The organism is Paenibacillus sp. Dod16, from assembly GCF_049893405.1.
Classification (GTDB): domain Bacteria; phylum Bacillota; class Bacilli; order Paenibacillales; family Paenibacillaceae; genus Paenibacillus_AQ.
This window is the reverse complement of sequence record NZ_JBNDYG010000146.1, coordinates 1-406: the sequence shown is the minus strand read 5'-3', so window position 1 is coordinate 406 and position 406 is coordinate 1. Positions and strand designations below refer to the sequence as shown.

The following is a 406-nucleotide window of genomic DNA, read 5'->3' as shown; positions in this document are numbered from 1 at the left end:
GGGCATCCCCGCCCATCGTGGTGTAAATCTGAAAACCGCCGATGTTAACGTCGTCCTCGGTAAGGCCCCACTTCTCTTCTGCCTCTTCCATGACATAATCGATAAACGCTGTATATTTCTGCTGTCTTTCAGGCGGTGTATAAGCATAGTCCACTTTTTTGGCTTCCGCTGCCTCTTCGGCCGTGATATACCCCTGCTGTTCCATCAGGGTCAATACGACCGCACGACGCTCTTTGGAGAGGTCAGGATTCTTAAGCGGATTATATCGGGACGGTCCCTTCGGCATTGCCGCAAGTGTCGCCATTTCCCATAAATCCAGCTTGTTCAGATCCGACTTGCCGAAATAACGCTCGGATGCGGCTTTGATGCCGTAATAAGGTCCTCCGAAGTTAATCCGGTTTAAATA

Annotated in this window: 1 protein-coding gene; it reads right to left on the bottom strand. The window is 50.5% G+C overall.

Annotated features, from left to right (window positions below; genetic code table 11):
- Positions 1–406 (bottom strand): transglycosylase domain-containing protein (locus ACPV3A_RS37830; protein WP_426205026.1); only part of this gene is annotated, 406 nt, incomplete at both ends.